The organism is Amycolatopsis viridis (genome assembly GCF_011758765.1).
Lineage (GTDB): Bacteria > Actinomycetota > Actinomycetes > Mycobacteriales > Pseudonocardiaceae > Amycolatopsis_E > Amycolatopsis_E viridis.
The window spans coordinates 4,284,704-4,309,575 of sequence record NZ_JAANOU010000001.1 but is presented as its reverse complement, the minus strand read 5'-3'; the positions used below and the strand labels follow the sequence as shown (position 1 = coordinate 4,309,575).

The window sequence follows — 24,872 nt, the reverse complement described above, 5'->3', positions numbered from 1 at the left end:
TCGCGGGCTGGCACCGGTCAGGGATGCATCCGGAGTGCCTGGAGGGCCGCCGACAGTTCCGCGACGGCCCGCGGGTCCGTCAGCTTCCGGCCGGTCAGTTCCTCGACCCGCCGCAGCCGGTACCGCACGGTGTTGGGATGGCAGAACAGCCGCTGTGCCGCTTCGGCCGCCGAACCGCCCGCGTCGAACCAGCACTCCAGCGTGTCCAGCAAGCGTGCCCGGTCCGCCAGCGCCAGAACGGGCCCGAGCACGCGGGCGGCGACCTGCCCCGCCTCGGCGGGCGCCGCGGCCATCAGCACCGCGAGCGGGGTGTCGGCGAACTGCGCGACCTCGCCGTCCCCGAGGCCACGCAGCGCCAGCCGGGCGAACTGGAGCGCCTGCGGCGTCTCCCGCAGCGTGCGGTACACCGGGCTGACGCCGGCGCGCGCGTTCGCCCGTCGCAGCACCGTGAGCACACCGTCCACAGTGGCCGGTGCGGGCAGGGCCAGCACCCCGACCTGCTGGTGGGGCTGCAACCGCCACGCCGACCGGATGTCGGACGCGGCGAGGCGGGAGGCGATCCCCGGCAGCGCCTCCCCGCCGGGCTCCGGGGTCGCCGCGGCCACGACGACGAAGCGGCCCTCGACCGGCAGCCGCAGCGCGTGCGCCGTCTCCCACAGCGACTGCTGGTCGATCTCCCCGGACAGCAGCGCCTCGACGAGCACCGAGCGTCGGTGTTCGTCGCGCAGCATCATCTCCGCGACGGCGTCCCGGTAGGCCGCGGTCATCGCGTCCGCCACGTCCCCGGCCAGCTGCCACACGCCGGCCACCATGTCCACCAGGGCGGCGTCGTCGATGGCTCCCGTCGCACGGGCCTCGGCGGCGATCGCGGCCCACAGGCCGCCGAAGCCGATCCGGAACGCCGCCAGCACCTCCGGCAGCGGTGCGGACTGGACGGCCCGTTCCCGCCCGGTGGCGTGCGCGGCGGCCAGGTCCGGCGGGTCGCCGGCGATCAGGGCGTGCAGGATCAGACGCAGGTTGTCCCGCACCGACTCCGCCAGCGAAGCGTCCGGCACGTCGTCGCTGACGACGTAGAAACCGATCTCGGCGCGGATCCGGGCGGTCAGTTCGGCGGCGAGCGGATCCAGCCGGGCCAGCAGCGTCGCCGCCACGGCCGGCAACCCGGGAGCGGTGCGCGACACGACCGTCATTGTTCCCCATGACAACAGACACCGGTTGACGGTTGTCCGTGTGAACATGGGCCGCCGCGGCCGCCGACCCGCACCATGATGCGGACGAGCCGGCGGAGGGCATTCAATGACGAATCTCGCGCACATCCTGACCAGCACCGCCCGGCGGCAGCCGGAGGCACCCGCGCTGCGCCTGGGCGACGCCGTGCTGAGCTACGCCGCCCTGGACGAGGCCAGTGGCCGCGTGGCCGGCCGGTTGCACGCCGAGGGGCTGCAGGCCGGCGACCGCGTGTGCGTGATGCTGCCGAACGTCCTGCCGTTCGCCGTCCTCTACTACGGCGTCCTGCGTGCCGGCGGCGTGGTCGTGCCGATGAACCCGATGCTCAAGGCCCGCGAGGTGGAGCATTACCTGACCGACTCCGGCGCCACCCGGCTGTTCGTCCTCGGCGGGGTCGCCGACGAGGCGGGCAAGGCCGCCGCCGCGGCCGGCATGCCCTGCACGGTCGTCGACCCGGCCACGTTCCTGACCGGTCTCACCGGGCCGGTGGAGCACGACGTCGCGGCCCGTGACGACGGCGACCCGGCGGTCATCCTCTACACCTCGGGCACCACCGGGCGGCCCAAGGGCGCCGTCCTCACCCACGCCAACGTGCGCAGCAACGTCGCCACCGTGGCCGGGCGGATGCTGGACCTGCGGCCCTCCGATGTCGTCCTGGGTTGCCTGCCCCTGTTCCACACGTTCGGGCAGGCGTGCGCGCTCAACGCGTCGGTCCACCGCGGCGCCTGCCTGGTCCTGGTGCCGCGGTTCGAGCCGGAGGCCGTGCTGGACGCGATCGAACGGTTCGGGGTCACCGTCTTCGAGGGGGTGCCCACCATGTACGGGGCCCTGTTGCAGCACCCCCGCGCCGCCGGGATCGACGCGAGCACCCTGCGCATGTGCGTCTCCGGTGGCGCGGCCCTGCCCGTCGAGGTCCTGCGCGGGTTCGAGGACACCTTCGGCTGCGCGGTCCTCGAAGGCTACGGCCTGTCCGAGACCTCGCCGGTCGTCACCTTCAACCACCCGGACCGGCCGCGCAAGGCCGGCTCGATCGGCACGCCGATCGAGGGGGTCGAGGTGCGCCTGCTCGATCCCGACGGCGCCGAGGTCGAGCCCGGCGAGGTCGGGGAGATCGCGGTGCGCGGGCCGAACGTGATGCGCGGCTACTGGAACCTGCCGGAGGCCACGGCCGAGGCGATCCCGGACGGCTGGCTGCGCACCGGCGACCTCGCCCGGCAGGACGAGGACGGCTACTACTTCATCGTCGACCGGAAGAAGGACCTGATCATCCGTGGTGGCTACAACGTGTACCCGCGGGAGGTCGAGGAGGTCCTCTACGAGCACCCGGACGTGGCCGAGGCCGCGGTGATCGGCGTGCCGCACCCCACGCACGGGCAGGAGGTCGCGGCCGCGGTCGCGCTCAAGCCCGGCGCCACCACCACCGCGGACGACCTGCGTGACTACGTCAAGGAACGCGTCGCCGCGTACAAGTACCCGCGGCAGGTGTGGCTGGTGCCGGAGCTGCCGAAGGGGCCGACCGGCAAGATCCTCAAGCGGGAGATCGCCGCACGGGCGTAGGAGGGGTCGAAGGACCCTTCAGCCCGCCCACCGCGGGTGTGACCATGGTTGGACCACCTGTCCGTGCTCGAACGGGGGCCGCCGATGGACACGACGCCCAGTCCATCAGGGTGCACCGAAACCAGCCTGCACTGCCGCTGGCCCGCCTCGCCGTGGAACGTCACCGCCCTGCGGGACGAGCTGGTGCGGTGGGCGCAGGACCTCGACCTCCCGGGTCACCTCGCGCACGCGATCGGCCTCGCCGGCTACGAGGCGCTGACGAACTCCGCCACCCACGCCTACCCCGAAGGCACGGACGGCCCGGTCGAGCTGCACGCCAGCCGCGACCACGACCTGATCGCGGTCACCGTCCTCGACCGCGGCCGCTGGCGGCCGCCCCCGCCGGGCCGCTCGATGTTCGACGGGCACGGCCTGCGGCTCATCCGCGGGCTGGCCGGGCACGTCGAGGTCATGGCGACCGAGGAGGGCACCACCGTGTCGATGACCTGGCAGCTGCCGCACGACCGCGGGGACGCGCGATCAATCGCGTAGGTGCGCGTACGTCACCGCGGCGACGCCCTGCATCCCGGTGAAGAACGGGTGGTAGTTCGCCGCCCACGGCTTGAGGTCCTTGCCGTTGATCCACGCCCGCCCCGGCGGGGCGCACGCGTCGTGACCGAGCGACGGGGTGAAGGTGTCCACGTAGGACGCGTGCCCGTCGTCGGCGGCCGCCTTCGCCAGCGCCGCGTTCAGCTCCTCCTCGACGCTGTTGAGCCACGCGTAGTCGCCGTCGGCGAAGGGCAGGACGGCCGGGCAGGTGCCCGACGGCGGCGCGATGCGCGGGTACCCGATCACCAGCACGTCGGCATCCGGCGCCCGGTCGTGGATCTCGCCGAGCACCGCGGTGACGTTCGCCTGCGTCCGCGGCAGCCGGGCCTTGATGGTGTCCACGCCGTCCACCGTGAAGTGCCGCTCGCACGGGTTGCCGGCCGGGTCCGAGTCCCGCAGGCCGGGGCAGGTGCCGACGATCGTGCCGAACACGCTGTAGTCGTTGCCGCCGATGCCGAGCGTGACCAGGTCGGTGTCCGGCCGCAGGGCGTCCAGCTGGGGCGGGTTCGGGCCGAGGACCACGTCCTGCGGGGCGACCATGTCGTGGGTGTCCGCGCCGCTGCACGACACGTCCGTGAACGAGCCGACGCGCAACGCGATCGCCAGCAGCGACGGGTAGTTGCTGGTGGAGCGCAGGCAGCCGACCGGGTCCAGGCGCTGCAACGGGATCAGCGGACCGGCCGTGTAGGAGTCGCCGAGGGCTGTGTAGTGCTGGTAGTGCCGGTGATGCCGGACCTGGGGCGCGGCGGAGGCGGTGACCGTGGTGGCGAGCAGCGTGCAGGCGGCGACCACGAGGACGAGCAGGGTGCGGCGCATGACTTCTTCTTAACCGCTGCGGCCCGCCCCTGCCGCCGCCATTCGGGTGGGGCGGCCCGTTTGTGACCGGTCGGGTGGCGGGCACACCGGCGCCCGCCACCCGACCGGGTCAGCGGTAGGCGCTCTGCCCGGTCAGCAGCTGGCCGAGCACCAGCGTGTGGATCTCTTCGGTGCCCTCGTAGGTCAGCACGCTCTCCAGGTTGTTGGCGTGCCGCAGCACCGGGTACTCGAGGCTGATCCCGTTCGCCGCGAGGATCGTGCGCGCGGTGCGGGCGATGTCGATCGCGGTGCGGACGTTGTTCAGCTTGCCGAAGCTGACCAGCTCGGGCGGGAGGTCGCCGCCGTCCTTGCGCCGGCCCAGGTGCACCGCGAGCAGCAGGCCCTTGTTCAGCTCCAGCGCCATCCCGACGAGCTTCTGCTGGGTGAGCTGGAACCCGCCGATCGGGCGCCCGAACTGCTCCCGCGTCGCCGCGTAGTCGAGCGCGCTCTCATAACAGGCCCGGGCCGCGCCCAGCGCACCGAACAGGATCCCGAACCGCGCCTCGGACAGGCAGGACAGCGGCCCCTTCAACCCCGTCACGCCGGGCAGCACGGCGTCGCCGGGCAGCCGCAGGTCGTCGAAGGACAGCTCGGCGGTGGCCGACATCCGCAGGGACAGCTTGTGCTTGATCTCCCGCGCGGTGAAGCCCGGCGTGTCCGTGGGCACCACGAACCCGCGCACGCCCTCGTCCGTGCGCGCCCACACCACCGCGACGTCGGCGAGCGTGCCGTTGGTGATCCACATCTTGGCGCCGTTGAGGATCCAGTCGCCGCCGTCCCGCTTGGCGAAGGTGCGCATGTCGCCCGGGTCGGAGCCGCGGTCGGGCTCGGTGAGGCCGAAGCAGCCGATGGCCTCGCCGCGCGCCATCGCCGGCAGCCAGCGGTCCTTCTGCTCGTCCGAGCCGTACTTCCAGATCGGGAACATCGCCAGCGATCCCTGCACCGACACGAAGCTGCGCAGCCCGCTGTCACCGGCCTCCAGCTCCAGGCAGGCCAGGCCGTAGGCGGTGGCGCTGGTGCCGGCGCAGCCGTAGCCGGTCAGGTGCATGCCGAGCAGCCCCATCTCGCCGAGCTGGGGGACCAGGTGCTTCGGGAAGGTGGCGTCCTCGAACCACTGGCCGGCGTGGTCGGTGACCTCCTTGCGCACGAAGGTCCGCACCGTGTCCGCGATCTCGCGTTCCTCGTCGGTCAGCAGGTCGCGGATGCCGAGCAGGTCGCGGGGGTCGGGCTTCGTCATGGGCGCGTTCTTCCTGTGCGGGCCCGGGCCAGGGCACGGGCGGGTGGACCGGCTTCGATCACTCCGCCGAGCAGGCAGAGCAGGGCCTCCCGCCGTCGTGGCCCGACGAGCTGGGCGCCGACCGGGAGACCGGCTTCGGTCAGCCCCGCCGGAACCGTCAGTGCGGGATGCCCGCTCACCGAGGCTAGTGCGGTGAGCCGGTAGTAGGCGTTTTCGAGTGGTTCTTCCCGCCCGCCAACCTCGACCGTCTCGGTGTCCGCGGGTGCGGCGGTGACCGGCAGGGTGGGCATCAGCAGGGCGTCCACCTCGGTGAAGGCCGCGTCCACCTCGGCGGCGATCTCCCGGGCGCGGGCGCGGGCGGCGTCGTAGTCCTCCTGCGTGACCTCCGTGCCGGCCTTGAGCTGCCCGATCGCCCGTCCGCGCAGGCCGGACGGGTCCTCGGTGTAGGCCCGCCACCACTGCCGCGCGGACTCGAACAGCATGGTCGTGAACCCGGCGGTGCGGGCGTACCGGTGGCCCAGCGGCAGCTCGACCGGCACGATCTCGGCGCCGGCCGCGCGCAGCGTGCCCGCCGCCGACTCGATGATCCGCAGCACCTCGGGATCGATCTTGGTGCCCCACAGGTGCTCCGGCCACCCGAGCCGCAGCCCCGCCACGGTGTCCGGCGCGGGTTCCGCGGTCCCGGCCAGGATGCGGTGCACCGCCAGGCAGTCCGCGGCGGTGGCGGCGATCGGCCCGACGGTGTCCATCGACGGCGTCAGTGGCGTCACCCCGCGCATCGGCACGGTGCCGTGCGTCGGCCGTAGCCCGGCGACCCCGCAGAGCGCGGCCGGGATGCGGATCGAGCCACCGGTGTCGGTGCCCAGCGCGACCGGCACGTCCCCGAGGGCGACCGCGACGGCCGACCCGCCGCTGGACCCGCCGGCGTCGCGGTCGGGGGCCCACGGGTTGCGGCACCCCGGCGTCCGCGACGACCAGGCCAGCTCGGGCACGGTGGTCCGCGCGACGGGCACGTAACCCGCCGCACGCAGCCGGGCGACGGCGTCGGAGTCCTCGACCGCGACGTGGTGACCCAGACCGGGCGTGCCGTTGCGCGTCGTCTGGCCGGCCACGTCGAGGAAGTCCTTGACAGCCAAGGGCGTTCCGGTCTCCGGATGGGGGAAGCGCTCGACGTAGGCGCCGAAGTCGGAAGTCAGCGCGTACACCTCCTCGTGCACGGGGGCAGCTTGCCCGATCAGTGTGACCCCGCCGGGGGCGGGGCACGCGTAGTCTTCCGCACATGTGCCGAAACATCACGGTGCTCCGGGGCCTGGAACCGTCGGCGACGGCCGAGGAGATCGAGGCCGCCGCGCGCCAGTACGTCCGCAAGGTGAGCGGTGTGCAGACCCTCTCCGAGGCGACGCGCGGCCCGTTCGAGCAAGCGGTGGCCGAGGTCGCCGCGACCACCACCCGGCTGCTCGCGGAGCTCCCCCCGCGCCGGCAGCCCCCGGCGACCGTCCCGCCGCTGCGCCGCCCGGAGGTCCAGGCTCGGATCGCGGCGCGTCAGGCCCGGTAGAGCAGCAGGTAGCGGAAGAACAACAACGGCTGCACGGTGCTCCCGGGCAGCAGTCGCGCGGACTCGCGCCGCACCTGGGTCATCGTCGTGTCCCAGCCCTGCACCGGGGCGGCCGCCACCGGGTCCGGGCCGCCGTTGAGCTGGTCTCCGGCCGCCACGACGAGCCGGGCCGCGAGGTTGACCGGCGGCGCCAGCAGGCCCCACTTCACCCAGTCCGCGATCGAGCGCGGCTTCGCCAGTCCCAGCACCGCCAGCACCCCGCCCGGGTTGAGCGCCGCGCGCAGCTTCGTCACCGTCTCGAACGGCACGTGGTGCAGCGACGCCAGGCACGAGATGAAGTCGTACCGGCCCAGCTCGGCGGTGGTGACGTCCCCGTGCCGGTAGGTGATCGTGGCCGGCCCGAGCGCCTGCGCGATCCCGATCATCTCCCCGGACGGGTCGAGACCGTCCACCTCCAGGCCGGCCGCGGCGAGGCGGCGGGCGAACCGCCCGGCGCCGCAGCCGACGTCCAGCGCGGTGCGGGCCCCGGCGGGCACCTGTCGCAGCAGCAGCCGGTGGTAGGCGTGGTTGTGGTCGAACGGCATGCGGTCAACCTGCCAGTGCCCGCGAAAGTAGACTCGGCGGGGTAGCCAGGCCGGGCCGAGTAGGGAGAACGCGTGACATCGGGCGAGGACGAGGAGTACCCGGCGGAGCTGTCCAGCGGGGGCAACTTCGTGGCCGGTCCGCTCCCCGATGACCCGGCCGAGGCCGACCCGGTCGACCTCGAGGAGATCGAGCGCCAGGCCCGCCGCGAGCTGCTGCGCGTGGAGGCCGAGCTGAACCAGCGGTGGCCGGAGACGAAGATCGAGCCGTCGCTGGACCGGATCGCCGCGCTGATGACCGTGCTGGGTGATCCGCAGAAGACCTACCCGGTGCTGCACGTGGCCGGCACCAACGGCAAGGGCTCCGTCACCCGCATGATCGACGCGTTGCTGTCCCGGCTCGGGCTGCGGGTGGGCCGCTACACGAGCCCGCACCTGCAACTGGTCACCGAGCGCATCGCCGTGGACGGTGCCCCGATTCCCGCGTCGAAGTACGTCGACATCTACCGCGACATCGAGCCCTACATCGGCATGGTGGACGGCGCCGGCGGTCCGAGGATGAGCAAGTTCGAGGTGCTCACCGGCATGGCGTTCGCCGCGTTCGCGGACGCCCCGGTCGACGCGGCGGTGATCGAGACGGGCATGGGCGGGACCTGGGACGCCACGAACGTCGCCGACGGTCAGGTCGCGGTCGTCACCCCGGTCGGGCTCGACCACACGGAGTACCTGGGCAGCGAGCTCGGCCAGATCGCGGGGGAGAAGGCCGGGATCATCAAGCCGGGCAGCGTCGCGATCCTCGCCGAGCAGGAGCCCGAGGCGCAGCGCGTGCTGCTGGAGCGGACGGTCGAGGTGGATGCCACCGTCGCCCGCGCGGGCAGCGAGTTCGGCGTGCTGCGGCGGGAGATCGCGGTCGGCGGGCAGATGCTGACCCTGCAGGGTCTCGGCGGGGTCTACGACGAGATCTTCCTTCCCCTGCACGGCGCGCACCAGGCGAACAACGCGTTGCTGGCGCTGGCCGCGGTCGAGGCGTTCTTCGGCGCGGGCAAGGACCGCAGGCTCGACATCGACGCGGTGCGCGAGGCGTTCGCCGCGGTGGAGCTCCCGGGCCGCCTGGAGCGCGTGCGCGCCGCGCCGACCGTGCTGCTCGACGCGGCGCACAACCCGCACGGTGCGCGGGCGTTGGCCGCCGCGATCGAGGAGGAGTTCGCGTTCCGCAAGCTCACCGCGGTGATCGGGGTGCTGGCGGACAAGGACGTGCGTGGTGTCCTGGAGGCGCTCGAGCCGGTGGTCTCCGACGTCGTGGTCACCAAGAACAGCTCGCCGCGGGCGATGCCGCTGGACGAGCTGAACGAGCTGGCGCTGGCGGTCTTCGGCGAGGACCGCGTGGTCGCCGAGTCCAGTTTGGACGCGGCGGTGGAGACCGCGGTGACCCTGGTCGAGGAGAGCGACGACCCGGGCGAGCCGCTCGCCGGTGGTGGTGTGCTGATCACGGGTTCGGTGGTCACGGTGGGGGACGCGCGGACGTTGTTCGGGAAGGAGCCGGCGTGAGCGAGGAGAAGACGGTGCGGCCGCCGGCGAAGGACCCGATGAAGTCCTTCCGCGGCGTGATGGCCGGCACGCTGATCTGCGAGGCGATCACGGTCGGCCTCGCGTTGCCGGTGATCGCGAACCTGGGCGGCGGGATCGGCACCCTCGCCGGCTGGGGGATCATCGTGATCGCCGTGCTGCACGTGCTCCTGTGCGGCGTCCTCAAGCGGCGCTGGGCGGTGCCGGCGATCCTGGTGCTGCAGGTCGCGCTGGTCGTGTACTTCGTCGAGCAGGTCGCGATCGGCATCATCGGCCTGTTGTTCCTGGCGTTCTGGCTGTGGGCGCTGTGGCTGCGCAACGACGTCGCCCGGCGCATGGCCGAGGGACGGCTGCCCAGCCAGCAGCAGTAGCGGCGATCCACAACGAGAGCAGTGCTCTTGACAAGGGCGCTCTCCGGGGTCATGCTTGTCTTGTGAGAGCACCGCTCTCGAAGTGGACAACTGATCTCTGAGGAGTGTGCCCGTGACACGCATCGCCTGGGCCCTGGCCGCCGCCGTCCTGCTCGCGTTCGCCGTGTTCGAGGTGGTCCAGCACGGCGGGTGGGCCCTTGGCGCCCTGCTGCTCGGGCTCATCGGGCCGGACCTGACGTTCCTCATCGGGATCGGCGCCCCGGTCGTCGAGCGCGGAGCCCTGCCACGGCCGGTCGTGCCGTTCTACAACGCGGCCCACCACTGGGCCGGGCCGGCGGTCCTGCTCGTGGTCTTCAGCCTCGTCACGAGCCCGGCCGCGTTCACCCTCGGTCTCGCCTGGCTCGCGCACATCGCGGTGGACCGCGTCTTCGGCTACGGTCTGCGCACGGCCGAGGGCCGTCAGCGGACGGCCGCGTGATTTCACCGCCCGGACAGCCGGAGTTGGCCCGGCCGCCCCCGAGCCCGCATAGAACTCCGGCATGACCGAACAGACCCGCCGTTCCGCCCTCAGAACCGGCCTCGTCGGTGCCGGTGTCCTCGCCGCCGGTGCCCTCGGCAGCCCCGCCGCGGGCGCCGCCCTCGTCCGCCCGGACCGCCCGGTGCTCACCCACGGCATCCAGTCCGGCGACGTGACCACGAACTCGGCGCTGGTGTGGACGCGCGCCGACCGCCCGTCCCGGATGGTCGTCGAGGTCTCGCGCGACCCGTCGTTCCGGCACGTGCGCACCCTCCGGGGCCCGCTGCTCACCCCGGACACCGGCGGCACCGGCAAGCTGCGGATCCCCGCGCTCGCGCCGGGCACCGAGGTGCACTACCGCGTCACCGCCGAATCGCTCGACGGCCGCACCACCAGCGAGCCGCTCACCGGCACCTTCAAGACCGCCCCCGCCGGCCGCAGCGACGTGCGGCTGACCTGGTCCGGCGACGTCGCCGGGCAGGGCTGGGGCATCAACCCCGACATCGGCGGGATGACCGCCTACGCCGCGATGCTCGCCCGCCGCCCCGACCTGTTCCTGCACAGCGGGGACACCGTCTACGCCGACGGCCCGCTCAGCGAGAAGGTGACGCTGCCCGACGGGCGGGTGTGGCGCAACGTCGTCACCCCGGAGAAGAGCAAGGTCGCCGAGACCCTCGACGAGTACCGCGGGCAGTTCGCCTACAACATGCTCGACGCCAACGTCCGTGCCTTCACCGCCGCCGTCCCCAGCTACGTGCAGTGGGACGACCACGAGGTGACCAACAACTGGTACCCCGGCGAGATCCTGGACCTGCCGCAGTACACCGAGAAGCGCGTCGACGTCCTCGCCGCCCGGGCGTTCCAGGCGTTCCACGAGTGGCAGCCGATCGACCCGCGGCGCGCGGTCGACGGCCGGGTGTACCGCAGCTTCCCCTACGGCTCGCGGCTCGAGGTGTTCGTCCTCGACATGCGCAGCTACAAGGACGCCAACACCGCCGACCAGAGCAAGCCCGGGCACATCCTGGGCGAGAAGCAGGCGCAGTGGCTGGTGGACGGGCTCAGCCGCAGCCGCGCCACCTGGAAGATCGTGCAGGCCGACTTGCCGATCGGCCTCGCGGTGCTCGACGGCTCCGGCATCGAGGGCGTGGCGAACAACCGGCCCGGCACCCCGGCCGGCCGGGAGAGCGAAATCGCGTGGGTGCTGCGGGAACTGGCGAAGCGTAAGGTGCGCAACGTGGTGTGGCTGACCGCGGACGTGCACTACACCGCGGCGCACCACTATTCGCCCGACCGGGCCGCGGTAGGCGATTTCGACCCGTTCTGGGAATTCGTTTCCGGCCCGCTGCACGCCGGCGCGTTCGGCCCGAACACCCTCGATCCGACGTTCGGCCCGGAGGCGGTCTTCGTGCACGCCCCGCCCGCGGCGAACGCGTCGCCGATGGCCGGTTTCCAGCATTTCGGCGAAATCAACATCAACGGGCGCACCGGTGAACTGCGGGTCGATCTCCGCGACGGCGCGGGTGCCGCGCTCTGGTCGACGACCCTGGAACCGCAGCGCTCACCAGGCCAGTAGGCTTCCGGTCATTCCATGCACGTGTTCTGAAGGAGAAACGCAGTCGTGAGTGAACGCACGCTGGTCCTGGTCAAGCCCGACGGCGTACAGCGCGGCCTCGTCGGCGAGGTCATCTCGCGCATCGAGCGCAAGGGGCTGAAGCTGGCCGCGCTCGAGCTGCGCACCGTCGAGCGTTCGGTCGCCGAGGAGCACTACGCCGAGCACAAGGACAAGCCGTTCTTCGGCGACCTGCTGGAGTTCATCACCTCCGGCCCGGTCGTGGCGATCGCGGTCGAGGGCGTGCGGGCGATCGCGGCCTTCCGGCAGCTCGCCGGCGGCACCGACCCGGTGGAGAAGGCCACCCCCGGCACCCTGCGCGGGGACTACGGACTGGAGACCCAGTTCAACCTGGTGCACGGCTCGGACTCGCCCGAGTCGGCCGAGCGCGAGCTGAAGCTCTGGTTCCCCGACCTGTGACGTGAGACCGAGCGAGGGGGCTTTCCGGGACCACGGGGAGCCCCCTCGCTCGTGTTCGTGAACCGATCGAAAACTGTCGGTGGCCGGTCGTAGTGTGCTCGGTGTGGACGAACCGAGCATGGTGCGGGCCAAGGCGCTGGTGAAGCGCTTCGGCGACTTCGAGGCGGTGCGGGGGATCGACGTCGAGGTCCGGCGCGGCGAGGCGTTCGGGTTCCTCGGGCCCAACGGCGCGGGCAAGTCGTCCACCATGCGGATGATCGCCTCGGTGTCGCCACGCACCGACGGCGACCTGACGGTCCTCGGCATGGACCCGGACGTCGACGGCCCGCGCATCCGCGCCCGCCTCGGCGTGGTGCCGCAGCAGGACAACCTCGACAACGAGCTGACCGTGCGGCAGAACCTGCACGTCTACGGGCGGTACTTCGGGCTGTCCCGGGCGCACGTGCGGCGCAAGGCGGTCGAGCTGATGGAGTTCGCGCAGCTGTCCGACCGCGCCGAGGACGAGGTCGAGCCGTTGTCCGGCGGTATGAAGCGGCGGTTGACCATCGCCAGGGCGCTGGTCAACGATCCGGAGCTGCTGCTGCTCGACGAGCCGACCACGGGCCTGGACCCGCAGGCGCGGCACCTGTTGTGGGACCGGCTGTTCCGGCTCAAGGCGCAGGGCGTCACGCTCATCGTCACCACGCACTACATGGACGAGGCGGAGCAGTTGTGTGACCGGCTCGTCGTGATGGACGGCGGCCGCATCGTCGCCGAGGGGTCACCGGCCGAGCTGATCCTGCGCTACTCCACGCGCGAGGTGGTGGAGCTGCGGTTCGCGCCGGGGGAGGAGGTCCCCGCCGGCCGCGTCGCCGACCTCGCCGAGCGGGTCGAGGTGCTGCCCGACCGCCTGCTGCTCTACACGGCCAACGGTGAGGCGGCGCTGGAGCAGGTGCACGAGCGGGGTGTGCGGCCGCTGTCGTCACTGGTGCGGCGCGGTTCGCTGGAGGACGTGTTCCTCCGCCTGACCGGTCGGACACTGGTGGACTGATGGTCGCCGGGTCGACGGGCCGGGTCGTGCCGGCGTGGCGGGGCGCGTGGTTGCGTGTCGAGGGGTACTGGGCGTGGTACCGGCGGTATTGGCGGTCCAATGTGTACTCCACCGGTCTGCAGCCGCTGTTGTTCCTGCTCGCGATGGGGCTGGGGTTCGGGTCGCAGGTGCAGGCCGGGCCTGCCACCGGTGGACTGTCCTATGTGCACTACATCGCTCCTGCGCTGCTGGTGTCGGCGGCGTTGCAGAACGCGGTGGGCGAGTCGACGTACCCGGTGCTGTCCGGGTTCAAGTGGCAGAAGGACTACCTCGCCGTCACGGCCACCCCGGTCACCCCGGGGCAGGTGCTGGGCGGGCACCTGATCTGGGTGGCGCTGCGGCTGCTGCTGTCCGGCTCGGTGTACGCGCTGGTCGCGATACCGTTCGGGGCTTGGCTGAACGCCGGGGCCGTGCTGGTGGTGCTGGTCGGCACCGTCACCGGGCTGGCGTGCGCCGCGCCGGTCACCGCGCTGGCCGCGACCACGTACGACGAGGGCGTCCGGTTCAACGCCGTGTTCCGGTTCGTAGTGATGCCGATGACCCTGTTCGCGGGCACGTTCTTCCCGATCGGCCAGATCCCGCTCGCGGTGCGCTGGCTGGCCTGGATCTCGCCGCTGTGGCACGGCAACGAACTCGCCCGGGGGGTCACCCTCGGCGGGTTGAGCCCGGCCGCGGCGCTCGGCCACCTGGCCTTCCTGGCGGCCCTGTTCGCGATCGGCGCCGTTCTCGCCCGCCGCTACTTCTACCGGCGGCTGGTGGTCTGACGATGACAGCCCTGACCCGCACCCCGCGCCGCGGACTGCTCCTGCGCGTCCTGCCGCCGGGCCTGTACGCCGGGCGCGCGAGCAAGCTGGTCGAGCGGTCGGTCCTGGCCTACTCGCGGATGTGGCTGGTGTTCGCCTCCGGGGTGCTCGAGCCGCTGTTCTACCTGGTGGCGTTCCAGATCGGCTTCGGCAGGCTGGTCGGGGACGCGACCGGCCCGGACGGCGCGCCGATGAGCTACGTGGCGTTCGTCGCGCCCGCGCTGCTGGCCTCGTCGGCGATGAACGGCGCGATCTTCGACAGCACGTTCAACGTGTTCTTCAAGGTCCGCTACGCCAAGACCTACGACGCGATGCTGGCCACCCCGATCGGCCCGCTGGACATCGCGGTCGGCGAGATCGCGTGGGCCGTGCTGCGCGGCGGGCTGTACTCGGCGGCGTTCTTCGCCGTCATGGCGGTGATGGGCCTGGTCAGCTCGCCGTGGGCGGTGCTGATGATCCCGGTCGCGCTGCTGATCGCGTTCGCGTTCGCCGCCGTCGGCATGACCTGCGCGACGTTCCTGCGGTCGACCTCGCAGTTCGACTACATCCAGCTCGCCGTGGTCCCGATGTTCCTGTTCTCCACGACGTTCTACCCGCTGACGGTCTACCCGGAGGCCCTGAGAATCGTGGTGCAGTGCTCGCCGCTGTACCACGGCATCCAGCTGATGCGCGAACTCGCCGCAGGCGCGCTGCACCCCGCCATGATCGGTCACATCGCCTACCTGGTGGCGCTCGCGGTTCTCGGTGTCTGGGGCGCGGCCCGCCGGCTGAGCGGGCTGCTCCTCCGCTGACCGTCCGATCAACCCGCCCCGGTCTGCACCAGCCCGTGCCCGTAGAAGCTGTTGTACCGGGTGTACCCGGCGCAGACCGCCGCCGGCCGGCCGTCGCCGGCGGGGTCGTACTCCGCCGGGCACGGCACCGGCCGCGCACGCTCTTCCAGCGCCTGCTTCAGGTCCGCGGACGTCGCTCCCGGCCGCGCCGCGGCGAGCACCGCCGCGGCTCCGGCCACGTGCGGTGCGGCCATCGACGTGCCGCACAGCTTCCCGTAGCCGCCCGGCACGGTCGAGAGCACGCAGTCGTCGCCGTCGCCACCCGGCGCGGTCAGGTCCACCATGCCGAGTCCGTAGGAGCTGTAGCGCGTCTTCGCCCCGTCCCGCCCCACCGCGGACACCGCCAGCACGTCCCGCGCGGTCGCGGGCAGCGCCGCGCACGCGCCGGCGGGCCGGCTCAGGTCGGTGGCTTCGTTCGTCGCGGCGGCCACGTTCAGCGTGCCCCGCGCGGCCGAGTAGGCCGCGGCCCGCCCGATGGCTTCGCGGACCACCTCGCGCCCCGGCGACCAGGTGCAGAACGCGCCCCACGTGTTGATCGCGACGCTGCTGTTGGTCACCGCCATCCGGTGCTCGGCCGCCCACATCAGCCCGCACACCACGGCCTCGGGTGTGACGATCCCGCGGTCGTCGACGACCTTCACCGACGCCACGCGGGTCCCGGGCGCGACACCGGTGGTGCCGCGGCCGTCGTCGGCTGCGGCGATGATGCCGGCCACGTGGGTGCCGTGCCCGGAGGTGGTGGCCCGCCACGCGTCCTCGGCGGGATCGGCGATCCCGCCGACGCAGCTCGCCGAGTCGTCGCGGTCCAGCGCCGCGGCCAGGTCGGGGTGGTCGGGATCGATGCCGGAGTCCAGCACGCCGACCACGACCTCCGGGCTGCCCGCGCCGGGTCCACCCACCGTGGTGAGGTTCCACTGCTCGGCGGACCGGTCGGCCGAGGACACCTCCGCCGGGACGGTCGCCCCGACCGCGTGCCGCATCGGCCGCTGCGCGGCCCGTCGTTCGTTCAGCGCGCTGTACGCGCGGCCCGCTCCCAGACGGGGCGCGAAGCCGGTGTCGGCGTCCGCGACGCCCACGCCGATCTGCGGGTAGTACCCGGTCAGTTCCCCGCACGCGTCCCGCACCTGGTCCCGGGCCGCCGCCCGTGGTGTGTCGCCGTCGAAGACCACCAGGTAGGGCACGGTCGGCCCGCCGTCATGGCACGTTCGCTCCGGTTCCGCCGCCGTGGCGCGGGCCGGCGTGATCACCAGGGTGGCGCACGCCACCGCGACGAGTGATCGTCCGAAGGCGCGCACCGGGGACCTCCAACAGGGCGAACAGCGGCGGAAGCCGAGATCGTTCTGCCGCACGCTAAGCCACCCCGTGCGGTAGCGACAAGCGCGACGCGCAAGTTCGCCCGGCCGTGGTCACGCCACTGTCGGCACCGACTACACCGCACCGGACGCACCGTGTGGGATACTCGGCTTGGCTGCTTCCGCCGACACGACCGCGACCTGCGGTCCGTCCGGGGGTAGCGGCCCGGAGACAGGCTGGAAGAGCGCCAGGTCGTCGCCGCCAGGACCCACCTGGGTGGCTCGACGAGCGGCAGGCGGACGGGAACCGCCGGCTTGGACGGCTCGTCACCGAGCGGACCTGCCATCGGCGGGAGCCGGACCCCGGCGCCGTCGGGGTGAGACGAGGCACAGGATTCCCGCCGGCGGTGACCACCCCGGCGGACCAGACAGGAAGGGCCCCTGTGCGGCCGCGTCCGCCAGCCCGAGCGGCTGGGACGCGCCCGGGGGCGGAGGAGATGTATGTCGAACGCGGACACACCCGCCGAGAACACCGGCGGGAACACCGCCGTACCCGCAACCGGCCCGTTGGGCGAACTGCCGCCCCGCGTCCGGGTGCACGCCCTGGCGAAGCTGCTCGGCTCCAGCAGCCGGGTCGTGCTGGCGAAGCTCAGCGAACTGGGGGAGACCGCACGCAGCGCCCAGTCGAGCGTGCCGCGGGAGGTCGCGGTGCGGGTCGCCGAGGCGCTCGCCCCGGCCGACGAGCAGGCCACCGAGGAGGCGGCCGCACCCGAGGCGGTCGTCCCCGCCGAGAACACGGCGGCCGCGCCCGACCCGGTTGCGGAGAGCGCACCGGAGCCGGTCGCCGAGACGCCTGCCACGGAGCCGGCCACCCAGGCCGCCCAGGCCGGGACCGCGCCGGAAACCACTCGCCAGCCCGAGACCGCTCGCCGGCCCGAGACCACTCCCGAGGTCGCGGCCGAGCGGGAGCCCACCCCGGAGCCGAAGCCCGCGCGGGAGCCGAAGCGCCCGCCGCACATGCCGGTGTTCGCCGCGCCGTCGCCGGTGTTCCTCCCGCCGGAGGCCACCGCCGCCGAGACGCCCGCCGCCCGGCCGGCCCCGGTCGAGGAGGCCGGTCCGGACGAGGACGGCGACGACGGTGAGGACGGCGCCGGCCGCCGTCGCCGCCGTCGCGGCCGCCGTGGCCGTGGCCGCGGCAAGGGCGGGGACGAGAACGCCACCGAGAGCACCGACACCGGTGAGGCTGCGGACGCGGAGTCCCGGGCGTCCGGCGAGACCCGGCCGGCCGAGGACGCCGGCAAGACCGACGACGAGGACACCGCCGACGAGGGCGAGTCCACGGACGACACGGACGAGGCCGACGGCTCGAGCCGTCGCCGCCGCCGTCGTCGCCGCCGCAAGGGCTCCGACTCCGACACCGCCGAGTCCACCGGCGACGACCCGCCGAACACCGTCGTCCACGTCCGGGAGACCAAGGCCGAGGACAAGAGCACCAGCAGCTCGGACGGCGTGCGCAGCGTGCGCGGCTCGACCCGCCTGGAGGCCAAGCGGCAGCGCCGCCGGGACGGCCGTGAGGCCGGCCGCCGCCGCGCGCCGATCCTCTCCGAGGCCGAGTTCCTCGCCCGCCGCGAGTCGGTGGAGCGCACCATGGTGGTCGCCGAGCGCGGCGAGCACACCCAGATCGCGGTGCTCGAGGACGGTGTCCTGGTCGAGCACTTCGTGACGTCGCAGGGCAGCGGCTCGATCGTCGGCAACGTCTACCTCGGGCGCGTGCAGAACGTGCTGCCGTCGATGGAGGCCGCGTTCGTCGACATCGGCCGCGGCCGCAACGCCGTGCTCTACGCCGGCGAGGTCGACTGGGACGCCGCCGGCCTGGAGGGCAAGTCGCGCAAGATCGAGCAGGCCCTGTCGACCGGCGACAACGTGCTGGTCCAGGTCACCAAGGACCCGGTCGGGCACAAGGGCGCCCGGCTGACCACCCAGATCTCGCTGCCCGGCCGCTTCCTGGTCTACATGCCCTCCGGCGGGGCCACCGGCATCTCCCGCAAGCTGCCGGAGAACGAGCGGCGGCGGCTCAAGGACATCCTCAAGCGGATCGTCCCCGAGGACGCCGGCGTGATCATCCGCACCGCCTCGGAGGGCATCAGCGAGGAGGAGCTGGAACGTGACGTCCGCCGGCTGAAGGCGCAGTGGGAGGTCGTCAAGGAGAAGGCCGACGCGGCGTCCGGCAGCAAGAAGTCGTCCGCCCCGGTCATGCTCTACGAGGAGCCGGACCTGCTGGTCAAGGTCGTTCGCGACCTGTTCACCGAGGACTTCGTCTCGCTCGAGGTCCAGGGCGACACGGCCTGGGAGACCATCCGCGCCTACGTCGACCACGTCGCCCCCGACCTCACGTCGCGGGTCAAGCGCTACGTGGGCACCGGTGACGTCTTCGCCGACCACCGCATCGACGAGCAGCTGACCAAGGCACTGGACCGCAAGGTCTGGCTGCCCTCCGGCGGGTACCTCGTCATCGACCGCACCGAGGCGATGACGGTGATCGACGTCAACACCGGCAAGTTCACCGGGTCGGGCGGCAACCTCGAGGAGACGGTCACCCGCAACAACCTGGAGTCGGCCGAGGAGATCGTGCGCCAGCTGCGGCTGCGCGACATCGGCGGCATCATCGTGATCGACTTCATCGACATGGTGCTGGAGTCCAACCGCGAGCTGGTGCTCAAGCGGCTGACGGAGTGCCTCGGCCGGGACCGCACCCGGCACCAGGTCGCCGAGGTGACCTCGCTGGGCCTGGTGCAGATGACCCGCAAGAAGATCGGCACCGGTCTGCTCGAGGCCTTCTCCACCACGTGTGAGCACTGCAAGGGCCGCGGGGTCGTCGTGTCGACCGAACCGGTCAAGTCGGGCAACGGCGGCAACGGCGGGCACCAGCACGGCGGCGGTGGCGGCGGTGGTGGTTCGCGCCGGTCCCGCGGCCGGGGCAAGGCCGAGGAGCCGCAGGTGGAGCCGAAGAGCCCGGAGCCCTCGCCGGTGCAGCGCGAGAGCACGTTGTCGGCGGTCGAGGCGATGGCGAAGGCCGCGAAGATCGCCTCGACGAAGACCGAGGGTGACAAGCCGGCCGACGGCGGTGCCTCGAACGGCGCGGAGCGCGGGGAGCGCTCCGGCCGGACCCGGGGCGGGTCGAAGGCCGGTGAGCGGTCCGATGCCCGGCGCGGCGGGGCTGGGACGGCCTCGGCCGGTCCGGACGAGGCGGGAGCCGAGGACGCGGCCGACCACTCCGGGACGGCGAGGTTCGTGGACGCCCCGGCCCAGGACGAGAAGGTCACCGAAGCTCCGGCGTCCGGTCACCGCGCCGTCTCCGCCGATGCCCCCGTGCGGTCCGGCGCGGCGGTCGAGGCCGCCACCGGCGAGGCCGAGCCGGCTTCCGCGGACGCCGCCGGTCCGTCCGGAGCGCCGGGGGAGACCCCCGCCACGACCCGCGCCACGGTGCAGGCTGAGCCGGAGCAGGCCGCGCCGCAGCGTGCGGAGCGCCCGGCGAGCTCCCGGACCCGCCGCGTGGCTCGCAGGCCGGCCGCGCCGCCGGAGCCCAGCGAGCCCTCGCCGGCCCCGCAGGCGCCCGTGACGGCCGGTCCGGCCGGCCAGGCGGACGTCCCGCAGAAGCCGGTGACGAACGGCGCCACGGAAGCCGTGGAGACCCCCGAAGATGCGGCCCAGGAGCAGCCCGCTCCGGACGTCAGCGTGCCGACGCCGGCCACCCGGACGGCCCGCCGGCGCCCGCGCCGGGCGGCGTCGCGCCCGGCCGGTCCGCCGGTGCACGCCTCGGAGCAGAGCTGATCCACCTTCGTGAGCCCCGGTGTCGGCAGGCGCCGGGGCGTCACGTAACCTGTAAGACGGCCCGTCCCCGGACGGGCTATGGCGCGATCACTGGACCGCACCCCGCGGGACGTGGCGCAAGCCCTCACCCATTGTCGAGTTAGCAGGAGACTTCCGTGTCGGCGTACGCGATCGTCAAGACCGGCGGCAAGCAGTACAAGGTGGCCGTCGGCGACGTCGTCGAGGTCGAGAAGCTCGAGGGCAAGCCGGGCACCGAGCACTCTTTCCCCGCCGTGCTGTACGTCGACGGCAGCGATGTCACGGCGGATGCCGAAGCACTCGCGAAGATCTCGGTCACCGGCAAGGTCGTCGAGCAGACCAAGGGTCCCAAGATCCGCATCCACAAGTTCAAGAACAAGACCGGGTACCACAAGCGGCAGGGTCACCGTCAGCAGCTGACCCGCGTCGAGGTCACCGGAATCACGAAGTAAGGAGCTGCAGGAGCCATGGCACACAAGAAGGGTGCGTCCAGCTCCCGCAACGGGCGCGACTCCAACCCCCAGTACCTCGGCGTCAAGCGCTACGGTGGTCAGCTCGTGAACGCGGGTGAGATCCTGGTCCGCCAGCGCGGCACCAAGTTCCACCCCGGCCTGAACGTCGGCCGCGGCGGCGACGACACGCTGTTCGCCCTGTCGGCGGGCACCGTGGAGTTCGGCTCGAAGCGTGGCCGCAAGACGGTCAACATCGTCCCGGCCGAGGCCTGAGGGTCCGGCTAGACAACCCAGCACCTTCAGCGAGGGGCGGGCCCGGAACAGATCCGGTCCCGCCCCTTGTTGCTGAGGGTGGCTGAACATCCCTTTCGAAGAACGAGAAGAGGCTTCACGATGGCGTCCCGGTTCGTTGACCGCGCGGTGATCCACGTTGCCGCGGGCGACGGCGGGCACGGCTGTGCCTCGATCCACCGCGAGAAGTTCAAGCCGCTCGGCGGTCCCGACGGGGGCAACGGCGGCAACGGCGGCGATGTGCTCCTGGTCGTCGACCCGAACGTGCACACGCTGCTCGACTTCCACTTCCACCCGCACGCCAAGGCCACCAACGGCCGCCAGGGCCAGGGCAGCAACCGCGCCGGCGCGGCGGGCGAGACCCTGGAGCTGAAGGTGCCCGACGGCACCGTTGTGCTGTCCGAGGACGGCGAGGTCCTGGCGGACCTGGTCGGCCCGGGCACGACCTTCGTCGCCGCACAGGGCGGGCGCGGGGGCCTTGGCAACGCGGCGCTGGCGTCCAAGGCCCGCAAGGCGCCCGGGTTCGCACTGCTCGGCGAGCCCGGTGAGCAGCGCAGCCTGGTGCTGGAGCTGCGTTCAGTCGCCGATGCGGGCCTGCTCGGGTTCCCGTCGGCCGGCAAGTCGTCGCTGATCTCGGTGCTGTCCGCGGCGAAGCCGAAGATCGCCGACTACCCCTTCACGACGCTGGTGCCGAACCTCGGCGTCGTCAACGCGGGCGACACCGTGTTCACGATGGCCGACGTGCCCGGCCTGATCCCGGGCGCCAGCGAGGGCAAGGGGCTCGGCCTGGACTTCCTCCGCCACATCGAGCGTTGCGCGGTGCTGGTGCACGTCGTCGACTGCGCCACCTTCGAGCCGGGCCGCGACCCGGTGTCCGACGTGGACGCCCTCGAGTCCGAGCTCGCCCGCTACACCCCCGCGCTCGGTGGTGACCTGGACGAACGGCCGCGGGTGGTGGTGCTGAACAAGACCGACGTGCCGGACGCGGCCGAGCTGGCCGAAATGGTGCGGCCCGAGTTCGAGGCGCGCGGCCTGCCGGTGTTCGAGGTGTCCACGGTGACGCGCCAGGGTCTGCGGGAGCTGACCTACGCGCTGGCCCGGGAGGTCGAGAAGTACCGCGCGGCGCAGCCCGAGGCGGAGCCGACGCGGATCGTGCTGCGCCCGGTCGCGGTCGACGATTCGGGCTTCACCATCGAGGAGGACCCCGAGGAGCCGGGTGGCTTCATCGTGCGGGGCGCCCGTCCCGAGCGGTGGATCCGGCAGACCGACTTCGGCAACGACGAGGCCGTGGGCTACCTCGCCGACCGGCTCAACCGGCTCGGTGTGGAGGATGCGCTGGCCAAGCGTGGTGCCGAGCCCGGCTGCCCGGTGACCATCGGCGACATCACGTTCGAGTGGGAGCCGTCGACGCCCGGTGTGGCGGCGCACCTGACCGGCCGGGGCACCGACGCGCGGCTGGAGAAGAACAACCGCGTCTCGGCCGCGGAGCGCAAGGAGGCCCGGCGCATCCGGCGCGACGGCCCGGACGAGCCCGAGGACCCGGCAGGACGATGAGCGTGGCCCGCGAAGCCGTCGCGGCGGCGGATCGACTGGTCGTCAAGGTCGGTTCCTCGGCACTGACCACCGCCGGCGACGGGCTCGATGTGACGCGGCTGAACGCGCTGGTCGACGCCATTGCGTCGCGGATCGCGCGGGGCAGCCAGATCGTGCTGGTTTCCTCGGGCGCGATCGGCGCCGGGCTGGCGCCGCTGGCCCTGGGCAAGCGGCCACGCGACCTCGCGACCCAGCAGGCGGCGGCGAGCGTCGGTCAGCTGCAGCTCGCGCACGCCTACGCCGAGTCGTTCGGGCGGTATTCGCTGACCGTCGGCCAGGTGCTGCTGACCTCCGACGACGTGGTGCGGCGCGCGCATTACCGCAACGCGCAGCGGACGTTCTCCCGGCTGCTCACGCTGGGCGCGGTGCCGGTGGTCAACGAGAACGACACGGTGGCCACGGAGGAGATCAAGTTCGGCGACAACGACCGGCTGGCGGCGCTGGTGGCGCACCTGATCGGTGCGGATGCGCTGGTTCTGTTGTCCGATGTGGATGGCCTGTACGACGGGGATCCGCGCTCGGGGTCGACGCGGCGGATCGCCGAGGTGACGGGGCCCGCGGACGTCGAGGGCATTGCGGTGGGTATGTCCAGCTCCGGGCTCGGTACCGGCGGCATGGTGTCCAAACTGGCGGCCGCGCGCACTGCCGCCTCGGCGGGGATCCCGGTGCTGCTGGCTGCCGCGTCCGAGGCTGCCCGTGCGTTGTCCACAGCGGAGGTGGGTACCGCCTTCCACGCCGCCGAGTCCCGCCTGTCCGCGCGCCGGTTCTGGCTCGGTTACGCGGCCGGCACGCGGGGGCGGCTGCACCTGGACGACGGTGCGGTGGCCGCGGTGGTGCGGCGCCGCCGGTCCCTGCTGGCGGCCGGGATCACGGGTGTGGACGGTGATTTCGAGGCCGGCGACGTCGTCGAGCTGGTCGACGCGGCACAGCGGGTGGTGGCGCGCGGGGTGGTGGCGTTCGACGCGGGGGAGTTGCCGGAGCTGATCGGCCGGTCCAGCCACGAGTTGCCGGAGGAGCACCGCCGGGAGGTCGTGCACGCCGACGATCTGGTGCCGTTCCGCCGTTAGCGCAGCTCGCTGCCCTTGGTTTCGGGCAGGGTGAGCAGCACCAGGAACGCGATGACCGCGCCGGCGGCGACGTACCAGAAGAACAGAATCGACGCGCCGGCTGCGGACAGCGCGCTGATGACGAGCGGTGCGGTGCCGCCGAACAGGGCGACGGTGAGGTTGTACCAGGCGCCGATGCCCAGCCCGCGCAGTTCGGTGGGGAACAGCTCGCTCATGATCGCGGGGGCGAGGCTGGACAGGGCCGCGTAGAGCCCGAGGCCGACGCAGAAGACGAGGATCAGGTTGCCCAGTCCGGGTTTGACGAGCGTGGACAGTGGCACGATGAGGATCGCGGTGGCCGCGGACCAGGCGAACAGCTGGGGTTTGCGGCCGATGCGGTCGGAGAGCGCCCCGTAGGGGTATTGCAGCGCGACGAACAGCGCGGTGCCGATGGACAGGGCGAGGAAGACGTCGACGTCGTTCGCGTGGCGGGTCTTGACCGCGAACGGCGTGAGGGCGCTGAAGAACGTGTAGTAGCACAGCGTCGAGAGCATGGTGATGCCGACGAGCTGGACGACGGCCTTCGGGTGCTCGCGCAGGGTCGTCAGCAGCGGGCGGCGCACGCGCTGGGCGCGGTTCTTGTTCTGCTCGAACTGCTCGGTCTCGGAGAGGCTGCGCCGCAGCCACAGCCCGATCATGCCGAGCACGCCGCCGAGCAGGAACGGGATGCGCCAGCCGTAGGAGCTCAGGTCGGGCTTGTCCATGGTGCGGGCGAGCACGAACCCGAGCACCGAGGCGAGCAGGACCGCGGACCCGGTGGAGATGTAGAAGAACGAGGAGTAGCGGCCGCGCCACCTCGGCGGGGCGATCTCACCGAGGTAGGCGGAGGCGTTGGACACCTCGCCGCCGAGGGACAGCCCCTGGGCGACACGGGCGAGGAGCAGCAGGATCGGCGCGAGCCAGCCGACTTGGTGGAAGGTCGGCAGGATGGCGATCACCACGGAGCCGCCTGCCATCAGGCTGATGGTGAGGAGCATGGCGGGTTTGCGGCCGCGGACGTCGGCGAACCGCCCGAGGAGCAGCCCGCCGAGGGGCCGGAAGAAGAAGGCGAGCGCGTAGGTTGCGAACGTGTTGATCTGGGCCAGCAGGTCGTTGCCGGCGGGGAAGAACGCCGTGGCGAAGTAGATGCTGAACGTGGCGTAGATCGTCCAGTCGAACCACTCCAGCGCGTTGCCGACGCTGGCTGCGAACAACTTCCGGACCGGCAGCCGATGCCGAACCGCGCCACCGATCTGCGACTCCACCATGCACGCCTCCACATTCACCCGATGGTGGGACAATGCCATACGGCGGCGGGAACGGAAAGGTCACTTTCTGCCTGAACCCTGGCGCACCCAGCCTTCTTCCTCGGCTCCCCGGTTGCTGCCCGGAACTCCCCGTGGATCTTGCGCCGCCGGTTCCGGCGCGTCCGCCCCGGTGGGCGCCCCGGAGTGCCTCGTCCTCGCCAGAAAGTGCTGTTCGCGCCCGCGTCGGGACCGACGTGGTTCCCGCGGTGGGCGGTGCT

Annotated in this window: 23 protein-coding genes; 16 read left to right on the top strand and 7 right to left on the bottom strand. The window is 72.5% G+C overall.

Going from position 1 to position 24,872, the window contains the following annotated elements:
• Positions 1-17: 17 nt before the first annotated feature.
• The gene (locus tag FHX46_RS21315; protein WP_313886212.1) at positions 18-1,181 is read right to left on the bottom strand and encodes a PucR family transcriptional regulator; all 1,164 of its coding nucleotides are present in this window, start codon (positions 1,179-1,181) and stop codon (positions 18-20) included.
• 115 nt (positions 1,182-1,296) lie between these two features.
• Here FHX46_RS21315 and FHX46_RS21310 point away from each other — a divergent pair, with 115 nt between their 5' ends.
• On the top strand, positions 1,297-2,784 hold the full coding sequence (locus FHX46_RS21310; RefSeq protein WP_167117948.1) for a long-chain-fatty-acid--CoA ligase: 1,488 nt from the start codon (positions 1,297-1,299) through the stop codon (positions 2,782-2,784).
• A gap of 48 nt (positions 2,785-2,832) precedes the next feature.
• Positions 2,833-3,315 (top strand): ATP-binding protein, encoded by a 483-nt coding sequence (locus FHX46_RS21305; protein WP_243871321.1) that lies wholly within the window; start codon positions 2,833-2,835, stop codon positions 3,313-3,315.
• On the opposite strand, the gene FHX46_RS21300 is transcribed toward FHX46_RS21305, so the two are convergent.
• The 3 genes from FHX46_RS21300 to FHX46_RS21290 form a co-directional block, all read right to left on the bottom strand.
• Positions 3,304-4,188: an SGNH/GDSL hydrolase family protein gene (locus tag FHX46_RS21300; protein ID WP_167117945.1), complete on the bottom strand. Its 885-nt coding sequence runs from the start codon at positions 4,186-4,188 to the stop codon at positions 3,304-3,306. The two genes, FHX46_RS21305 and FHX46_RS21300, sit on opposite strands and share 12 nt — an antisense overlap.
• A 109-nt stretch (positions 4,189-4,297) precedes the next feature.
• Entirely contained in the window at positions 4,298-5,464 is a 1,167-nt protein-coding gene (locus FHX46_RS21295) for an acyl-CoA dehydrogenase family protein (RefSeq protein ID WP_167117942.1), read from the bottom strand.
• Positions 5,461-6,681 (bottom strand): amidase, encoded by a 1,221-nt coding sequence (locus FHX46_RS21290; RefSeq protein ID WP_167117939.1) that lies wholly within the window; start codon positions 6,679-6,681, stop codon positions 5,461-5,463. The genes FHX46_RS21295 and FHX46_RS21290 overlap by 4 nt, the downstream gene beginning before the upstream one ends.
• Positions 6,682-6,743: 62 nt before the next feature.
• On the opposite strand from FHX46_RS21290, the gene FHX46_RS21285 reads away from it, so the two are divergent.
• Entirely contained in the window at positions 6,744-7,019 is a 276-nt protein-coding gene (locus FHX46_RS21285) for a DUF2277 domain-containing protein (protein WP_167117936.1), read from the top strand.
• Here the strand turns inward: FHX46_RS21285 and FHX46_RS21280 are convergent.
• Positions 7,007-7,603, bottom strand: a complete 597-nt coding sequence (locus tag FHX46_RS21280) for a class I SAM-dependent methyltransferase (protein ID WP_167117933.1) — start codon at positions 7,601-7,603, stop codon at positions 7,007-7,009. The genes FHX46_RS21285 and FHX46_RS21280 overlap by 13 nt on opposite strands.
• 72 nt (positions 7,604-7,675) lie before the next feature.
• Between FHX46_RS21280 and folC the strand changes: the two genes are divergently transcribed.
• The 8 genes from folC to FHX46_RS21240 all read left to right on the top strand — a co-directional run bounded on the left by folC (position 7,676) and on the right by FHX46_RS21240 (position 14,746).
• A complete protein-coding gene (folC, locus tag FHX46_RS21275; protein ID WP_167117930.1) occupies positions 7,676-9,148 on the top strand; it encodes a bifunctional tetrahydrofolate synthase/dihydrofolate synthase in 1,473 nt (490 codons plus the stop codon).
• Entirely contained in the window at positions 9,145-9,537 is a 393-nt protein-coding gene (locus tag FHX46_RS21270) for a DUF4233 domain-containing protein (protein WP_167117928.1), read from the top strand. Before folC ends, FHX46_RS21270 begins: the two co-directional genes overlap by 4 nt.
• A 112-nt stretch (positions 9,538-9,649) precedes the next feature.
• Positions 9,650-10,015 (top strand): DUF4260 family protein, encoded by a 366-nt coding sequence (locus FHX46_RS21265; protein WP_167117925.1) that lies wholly within the window; start codon positions 9,650-9,652, stop codon positions 10,013-10,015.
• A gap of 61 nt (positions 10,016-10,076) precedes the next feature.
• A complete protein-coding gene (locus FHX46_RS21260; RefSeq protein WP_167117922.1) occupies positions 10,077-11,627 on the top strand; it encodes an alkaline phosphatase D family protein in 1,551 nt (516 codons plus the stop codon).
• Positions 11,628-11,672: 45 nt separating this feature from the next.
• The gene (ndk, locus tag FHX46_RS21255) at positions 11,673-12,083 is read left to right on the top strand and encodes a nucleoside-diphosphate kinase (protein WP_017987723.1); all 411 of its coding nucleotides are present in this window, start codon (positions 11,673-11,675) and stop codon (positions 12,081-12,083) included.
• Between the two features lie 118 nt (positions 12,084-12,201).
• Positions 12,202-13,113, top strand: a complete 912-nt coding sequence (locus FHX46_RS21250) for an ABC transporter ATP-binding protein (protein WP_167121599.1) — start codon at positions 12,202-12,204, stop codon at positions 13,111-13,113.
• A complete protein-coding gene (locus FHX46_RS21245) occupies positions 13,113-13,916 on the top strand; it encodes an ABC transporter permease (RefSeq protein WP_167117919.1) in 804 nt (267 codons plus the stop codon). The genes FHX46_RS21250 and FHX46_RS21245 overlap by 1 nt, the downstream gene beginning before the upstream one ends.
• A gap of 2 nt (positions 13,917-13,918) precedes the next feature.
• Positions 13,919-14,746: an ABC transporter permease gene (locus tag FHX46_RS21240; RefSeq protein WP_167117916.1), complete on the top strand. Its 828-nt coding sequence runs from the start codon at positions 13,919-13,921 to the stop codon at positions 14,744-14,746.
• Between the two features lie 8 nt (positions 14,747-14,754).
• Here FHX46_RS21240 and FHX46_RS21235 read toward each other — a convergent pair whose 3' ends face one another.
• A complete protein-coding gene (locus tag FHX46_RS21235; protein WP_167117913.1) occupies positions 14,755-16,080 on the bottom strand; it encodes a S8 family peptidase in 1,326 nt (441 codons plus the stop codon).
• A 498-nt stretch (positions 16,081-16,578) separates the two neighbouring features.
• Between FHX46_RS21235 and FHX46_RS21230 the strand changes: the two genes are divergently transcribed.
• The 5 genes from FHX46_RS21230 to proB all read left to right on the top strand — a co-directional run bounded on the left by FHX46_RS21230 (position 16,579) and on the right by proB (position 23,329).
• Positions 16,579-19,908 carry an Rne/Rng family ribonuclease gene (locus FHX46_RS21230; protein WP_167117910.1) on the top strand — a complete coding sequence of 1,110 codons (3,330 nt, stop codon included), beginning with the start codon at positions 16,579-16,581 and terminating at the stop codon, positions 19,906-19,908.
• A gap of 155 nt (positions 19,909-20,063) precedes the next feature.
• Complete coding sequence (gene rplU, locus FHX46_RS21225) at positions 20,064-20,378, top strand: 50S ribosomal protein L21 (protein ID WP_094007728.1); 315 nt, start codon at positions 20,064-20,066, stop codon at positions 20,376-20,378.
• Positions 20,379-20,393: 15 nt separating this feature from the next.
• A complete protein-coding gene (gene rpmA / locus FHX46_RS21220) occupies positions 20,394-20,651 on the top strand; it encodes a 50S ribosomal protein L27 (protein ID WP_094007727.1) in 258 nt (85 codons plus the stop codon).
• A 120-nt stretch (positions 20,652-20,771) separates the two neighbouring features.
• Complete coding sequence (gene obgE, locus FHX46_RS21215) at positions 20,772-22,223, top strand: GTPase ObgE (RefSeq protein WP_167117907.1); 1,452 nt, start codon at positions 20,772-20,774, stop codon at positions 22,221-22,223.
• Complete coding sequence (gene proB / locus FHX46_RS21210) at positions 22,220-23,329, top strand: glutamate 5-kinase (protein WP_167098158.1); 1,110 nt, start codon at positions 22,220-22,222, stop codon at positions 23,327-23,329. The genes obgE and proB overlap by 4 nt, the downstream gene beginning before the upstream one ends.
• Here the strand turns inward: proB and FHX46_RS21205 are convergent.
• Positions 23,326-24,615, bottom strand: a complete 1,290-nt coding sequence (locus FHX46_RS21205) for an MFS transporter (RefSeq protein ID WP_167117904.1) — start codon at positions 24,613-24,615, stop codon at positions 23,326-23,328. The genes proB and FHX46_RS21205 overlap by 4 nt on opposite strands.
• Between the last annotated feature and the right edge of the window lie 257 nt (positions 24,616-24,872).